We start from the raw sequence: 6511 nt of genomic DNA on the forward strand, positions 1-6511 counted from the left end.
TATTCGCAGGTTGCCTATGCTGCACGAAAATTAATTGTATACAAGTTGTATTTTAACCGCATACAACACCCTTGGCTGGGCGATCTAGATTCGCCAAGCGGCTGCGACAAAGGGATAGGCGGATGAAGGACGAAGCGCGTTCGCGCAAATCTGATCTTGCAGAATACCTCAAGGTCTCGATTCTGACCTTGCGGCTACAACCCGGTGCGGATCTGGATGAGGCGCATCTGTCCGAAGCTTTCGGCCTGTCGCGAACCCCGCTGCGCGAAGTGTTCCGGGAACTGGCCGGTGAGGGGTATCTGGATCAACGCGCCAATCGCAGCACGCGCGTATCTGAGATGTCGCATACCACGCTGCGGGATTTCTTTCTGGCGGCTCCGATGGTGTATGGCGCCATCCTTAGGCTGGCCGCGCGCAACGCTCTGCCAGATCAGATTGAGGATTTGAAGGATGCCCAGCGGTCCTTTTGTTCAGCTTTGCAGTCAGGCTCGGCCGAGGATCGCGCGCTGGCCAATAACCGGTTTCACGATGTCACGGGGCAGATGTCCGGCAATGTATATCTGTTGCCGTCGTTCAATCGCCTTTTGATCGACCATGCGCGGATCGGCATGACCTTTTACAGACCACGCAACGCGGGTCTGACCGAAAATCTGACTGAAGCCAGCCGTCAGCACGACGCCATCATCGCCGCCATCGAGGCGGGCGATGAGGCGGCTGCTGCGCAGCTGGCCGAGGACCACTGGAACCTGTCTCGCGATCAGATTGAGCTGTTCGTGATGCCTGATGCGCTGGATGTCCCGATGGGCATCCCGCCTCTTTCGAAACCTGCATGAGGACGGAATGAACCCGATTTTCAAGTTTGAGGGGATCTATACCCCTGTGGTCACGCCCTACCACGAGGATGGCAGCGTGAATTGGGACGCTTTGTCCGACGTGATCGAATACCTGATCGCCAATGGCGTTCACGGGCTGATCTCGGGCGGCTCGACCGGCGAAAACTATGCCCAGACCGTGGAAGAGCGGCTGGAACTTGCCAAGTTCACGCATGCGCAGTTGAAAGGTCGTCTGCCTCTGGTCGTTGGAACCGGCGCGATGTTGACGCCGGACTCGATTGCGCTGGCCTCGGGTGCGCGTGAGATCGGAGCAGACTCGATCCTGCTGGCAAGCCCGCCTTATTCGGTACCCACCGATCGTGAGAATGCGCTGAACGCCCTGGCCATCGACAAGGCCGCTGACCTGCCCGTGATGCTTTACAACTACCCGCACCGCACCGGGACGATGATGGGCGAGGAATTCCTCGACCGTGTGGGCCGTAGCCGGAATTTCTGTGGCATCAAGGAAAGCTCGGGCGATATCAACCGGGTACATCTGCTGGCGCGCGACTACCCGCATATCCAACTGGGATGTGGCATGGACGATCAGGCGCTGGAGTTCTTCGCTTGGGGCGCGCCGTTTTGGGTGTGCGGCGGGTCGAACTTCCTGCCCGAAGAACATGTGGCGCTGTACAACGCCTGTGTGATCGAAGGTGATTTCGCAAAAGGCCGCAGGATCATGAGCGCGATGATGCCTCTGATGCGGGTGCTGGAGCAGGGCGGCAAGTTCATCCAGACCATTAAACATGGCGTCACCATGAACGGCATTGAGGCGGGCGCAATGCGGGCTCCGCTGAAGGGGCTGAACAAGGATGACAAGCGGGCGCTGGAACAGGTGACGCGCGTGTTGAAGAAATCAATCGCTGATATCGTAGCTGAAAAGAAGATTGGGGGCTAAGGCATGGAATTGCTGACACAGGACGAATACAAATCCATCGCCGCAGACCTGACTCTGCCGACCGGAGCATTCATTGACGGCGCGTACCGCCCGGCGATCTCGGGCGAGACGTTCGAAACGGTGAACCCCGCCACCGGTGAGAAGCTGGCCGATATCGCCTCTTGTGGTGCTGCGGACGTTGATTTCGCAGTTGAGAAAGCGCGCGAAGCCTTTGACGATGGGCGGTGGTCGAAACTGCACCCCTCGGACCGCAAGGACGTTTTGATCCGGCTCTGCAAATTGATGACCCGCAACGCCCGCGAACTGGCGGTGATGGAGAGCATCGACAGCGGCAAGACCATCTATGACTGTGAAACGGTGGATGTGCCGGAAACGATCCACTGCCTGAAATGGCACGCGGAAGCGATCGACAAGATCTACGATCAGGTCTCACCTGCCAGCGATGATCATATCGCCATGGTCGTGCGTGAGCCGATTGGCGTGGTGGGTCTGGTGCTGCCTTGGAACTTCCCGCTGCTCATGCTGGCCTGGAAAATCGGACCGGCTCTGGCGGCAGGGTGCTCGGTCGTAGTGAAGCCCGCAGCTGAGACCACGCTGACCGCGCTGCGTTTGGCCGAACTCGCAATGGAGGCGGGCCTGCCGCGTGGCGTTCTCAACATCGTCCCCGGCGGCGGTGCCGCCGTGGGTGAGCCGATCGGGCGGCATATGGATGTGGATATGGTCTCGTTCACCGGTTCGACCGTGACCGGCAAGCGGTTCCTGACCTACTCGGCTGAGAGCAACGCCAAAGAGGTGGTGCTGGAGATGGGCGGCAAGAACCCCGCCATCGTGATGGATGACGCCGAAAACCTGGATCGCGTGGCCGCGCATATCGTAAATGGTGCGTTCTGGAACATGGGCGAAAACTGCTCGGCCTCGTCGCGGCTGATCGTGCACAAGGATGTTAAGGCCGAGTTGCTGGAGCGCATCGCCCATCACGCCAAACAGTGGAACATTGGCGACCCGCTGGACCCGGAAACCCGTTTGGGCGCGCTGGTCAGCGAAGGGCACTATAACAAAGTGTGTGGCTATCTGGATCAGGCCGAGAACGTAGTGATTGGCGGCAAAGCTGAAAAAGGGTTTGTCGAAGCCACCGTCGTCGAAGTCTCGGGCAATGACGCCACTCTGGCGCGCGAGGAGATCTTTGGTCCCGTCCTGTCGGTGATTGAGGTCTCGGGCTTTGATGAGGCCATCAAGATCGCTAATGATACCGAGTATGGCCTCTGCGCCTCGATTTTCACGGCCAACGCGAAACGCGCGATCCGGGGCGCTCGGGCGATCCGGGCAGGGACAGTGACCGTGAACAGCTTTGGCGAAGGGGATATCACCACGCCCTTTGGCGGCTACAAGCAGTCCGGCTTCGGCGGGCGCGACAACTCCGTCCATGCGCATGATCAATACACCCAGTTGAAAACCATCTGGATTGATCTGGCCGATGATGCGGATGAGGCCGTCGATTGAGCGCATACTCAGCACGCAAACTGCCAACCCATCGCGGCCCTGCGGCCTGGAGCGCCATCCTCGGCGCCCAGCCGCCCGCGGTGGAGTTGGATAGGGATCTGACGGCTGATGTCGTGGTCGTCGGCGCCGGCTTTGCCGGTTTGTCGGCGGCGCGGCGTCTGACCCAGTTGGACCCCAAGGCCCGCATGATCGTGCTTGAGGCCGGTCGCGTGGCCGAAGGGGCCGCGGGGCGAAACTCGGGCTTTATGATCGATCTGCCGCATGACCTTGCATCGGATGACTATGCCGGAGCGGGCGATGACAAGACCATGATCGCCCTCAACCGGCAGGCCATCGCATTCGCGCGGTCCGCTGTTGAGCAATACCAGATCGACCGCAACTTTTTCGACGAAGTGGGCAAGGTCAACGGAGCGTTTGGCGACACGGGTCATGCCCACAATGTCAGCTACGCGCGGCATCTGGAAACCTTGGGTGAAACCAGCGAGATGCTGGACCCCGCGCAGATGCACGAACTCACCGGATCGCGGCACTATCAATCGGGCCTCTTCACACCCGGAACGGTCATGCTGCAACCCGCGGGTTATGTTCGCGGGTTGGCTGCAGGGCTGGCCGGGGATGGGGTCGCCATTTTCGAAAACTCGCCCGTTCTTGGGTTTGAAAAACGCGGCAGCGATTGGATGGTGCAGACTGGGAAAGGCACCGTTAGCACCGGCAAGATCATCCTGACAGTCAACGGCCATCTGGAAAGCTTCGGGATCGAACGTGACCGGTTGATGCAGCTGTTCCTCTTTGCCTCCATGACGCCCGAGTTGGACGCCCATGCGCTGACCCGTTTGGGCGGGCAGCCGCGCTGGGGCGTGACGCCCTCGGACCCCATGGGAACGACCATGCGCAGGATCGACACCGGGCAGGGCGGCAATCGCATTGTCACCCGGACCTGTGCGGCGTTGCGACCAGGCATGGAAGCAACCTCGAGCGATCTGGCACGCGCCGCCAAAGTGATGCAGCGCAAGTTCGATCAGCGGTTCCCGCAACTGGCAGGGCTGAGGATGGAGCATCAGTGGGCCGGTCACCTATGCCTAAGCCTCAATAGCGTCTCCGTCGCCCGAGAGATCGAGCCGGGCGTATATTCCGGTTGCGTTCAGAACGGGCTGGGCACTGCGCGCGGGACCCTGACCGGGATCGCAGCGGCCGAGAGGGCCTGCGGCCACAGTTCCGACATCACAGATTTTTTCGAGGCCGAAGACACGCCCAAACACCTGCCGCCCCAGCCGTTCCGGGAAATCGGGGCGAATGCCGTGTTGCGGTGGAAAGAATGGCGCGCGCGGGATGAATAGGCTTGGTGGGCTCAACTGAGTTTGCCGCCACCTAGCGGCCTGAGACATGCACGTTCTCTCGCCTGTTGCAGCACTAGCGAATTTGCAAAAAAAGGCCCGCCCTGAATGGTGGGCGGGCCAGTAGGGGAGTTGGTATCAGTAGGTCTGGTTCAACTCATCCGCTGCCGGAATTTCCCGTTCCCGGCGCGCGATATAGTCCAGAAGTTCTTCGTTCTTGGCCTCGTCCAGCTTTGGTTCCTGATACTCGGCCAGCAGTTTCTTGGCGTGTTTGAGGGCGCGTTCCGTGATCTCAACGCTGCCTTCCGCCTGCCACTGCTCGATCGAGTTGTTGTCGAACAGCTCGGGCATGAAGAACGCTGTCTGGAAGTTGTCCTGCGTGTGCGGATGGCCCAGATAGTGGCCGCCCGGGCCGACATCCGGAACGGCGGCCAGTGCCTGATCGAAATCGCCCCATTTGGGACCTTCCGCCATGCGATAGGCCATAGCGCATTGTTCCGAATCCACGATGAACTTGGCGACCGAGCAATGCATACCGGCCTCGTTCCAGCCCGCCGAATGCCAGATGTAATTCGCCCCGGCATGCAGAACCGCGCTGAGCGTCGTGGCAGATTCGTAGCCAGCCTGTGCGTCAAACGTTTTGGCACCGCCCAGCGTGTTCGAGGTGCGCCAGGGAACATCATAGAATCGCGCCATCTGACCAATCATGAAGTTCATCAGGCTGATCTCGGGCGTGCCAGCCATCGGCGCGCCGGATTTCATCGACACGGTCGACAGGTAGTGACCCCAGATCGCGGGCGCCCCTTTGCGGACCACCTGCGTATAGGCTAGCGCTGAAAGCGCCTCGGCCGTTAATTGCGCCACGGTGGCAGGCACAGAGGCAGGCGTGTTCGCGCCCCCTAGAACGAAGGGTGAGCAGAGGACCGGCTGATTGCGGCGGCAGAAAGCACGCATCGCACCTAACATGGTCTCATCCCAGACCAGAGGGCTGTTGCCGTTGCAGTTGCCGGTGGTCACGGGGTGGCTATCGATGAACCCATCCCCAAACAGGATCGCGCACATATCCATCACGTCCTCGGCATTCTTGGGCGAGGTGGTCATGCCCATGAACATCTTGTCCGAGTATTTCATTGAGGAATAAGTAATGCGCAGGTGGCGCTGGCTGATCGGGTGATCATAAGGCTCGACGATATGGTGGGCCGAGCTGTGCAGCGCGGGCATCATATGGCTGAGCTTGTGGAACATCGCCAGATCTTCCAGCAGCGGGTTGCGGCGCACATCGTCCAGATCGCGCAGGAACGGTGCGCCTGTCATCGGCACAAAGACCGAATGCTTGCCGCCCAGCTTGACGTTATTGGCCGGGTTGCGCGCGTGATAGGTGAACTGTGCCGGAATGGTCGAGATAAGCTCACGCACCATGTTGCGGTCCAGATAGACCAGTTCCCCGTCAACCTTGGCGCCGGCTTTCTTCCAGTCTTCCAGCGCGATCGGGTCGCGGAACTGAACGCCGACATTTTCCAGAATGTCCATGGCGGCGTTGTCGATCATCTCGACCTGGCTGCCGTCCATCACCTCGCATTCGGGAATGGTGCGGGTCAGGCCGGGGAGCATCTCAAAGTTCGGGGCTGTGCGTTGCGCGCGTCGCGCAGCGCGGCCTCCGGAACGTGATTGGGTTCGAATATTCAAAGGGCAATCCTCCATCTTGGAACCAAAATGACGGATTCGCGGCGCGCCAACCTCTCTGATAGCGATATGTGCTTGCAGGATGCGACACGCAAAAGCGCCGCCCTGTGTTTGGGCGGCGCTTTGATTGTTTGTGTTTTGGTGGGTTTATTCTGCGGCCTGTGGTGCCTCGGCGTGTTTGTCACGCTGGCTGTCGCGGAACAGCGCCTTGGCGAGGGCGACCA

6 protein-coding genes are annotated in these 6511 nt (G+C 60.2%); 5 read left to right on the forward strand and 1 reads right to left on the reverse strand.

Translation table 11 applies throughout. The features are described from left to right. The first annotated feature begins 122 nt into the window (after positions 1-122). From ACR0NO_RS20770 to ACR0NO_RS20785, 4 genes are read left to right on the forward strand one after another with little or no spacing between them, the layout of a single operon-like run. Entirely contained in the window at positions 123-833 is a 711-nt protein-coding gene (locus ACR0NO_RS20770) for a GntR family transcriptional regulator (RefSeq protein ID WP_480725403.1), read from the forward strand. A 7-nt stretch (positions 834-840) separates the two neighbouring features. Beyond that, positions 841-1770 carry a dihydrodipicolinate synthase family protein gene (locus ACR0NO_RS20775; protein WP_480725405.1) on the forward strand — a complete coding sequence of 310 codons (930 nt, stop codon included), beginning with the start codon at positions 841-843 and terminating at the stop codon, positions 1768-1770. Positions 1771-1773: 3 nt separating this feature from the next. Continuing rightward, entirely contained in the window at positions 1774-3270 is a 1497-nt protein-coding gene (locus ACR0NO_RS20780) for an aldehyde dehydrogenase (protein WP_480725407.1), read from the forward strand. After that, entirely contained in the window at positions 3267-4607 is a 1341-nt protein-coding gene (locus ACR0NO_RS20785; RefSeq protein WP_480725408.1) for an NAD(P)/FAD-dependent oxidoreductase, read from the forward strand. Before ACR0NO_RS20780 ends, ACR0NO_RS20785 begins: the two co-directional genes overlap by 4 nt. Positions 4608-4742: 135 nt before the next feature. Here the strand turns inward: ACR0NO_RS20785 and ACR0NO_RS20790 are convergent, their stop codons facing one another. Beyond that, the gene (locus ACR0NO_RS20790) at positions 4743-6290 is read right to left on the reverse strand and encodes a trimethylamine methyltransferase family protein (protein WP_480725410.1); all 1548 of its coding nucleotides are present in this window, start codon (positions 6288-6290) and stop codon (positions 4743-4745) included. Between the two features lie 27 nt (positions 6291-6317). On the opposite strand from ACR0NO_RS20790, the gene ACR0NO_RS20795 reads away from it, so the two are divergent. Then, positions 6318-6511: hypothetical protein (locus tag ACR0NO_RS20795; RefSeq protein ID WP_480725412.1), on the forward strand; the 194-nt coding region annotated here is incomplete at its 3' end.

This window comes from Ruegeria sp. CL3, from assembly GCF_056536505.1.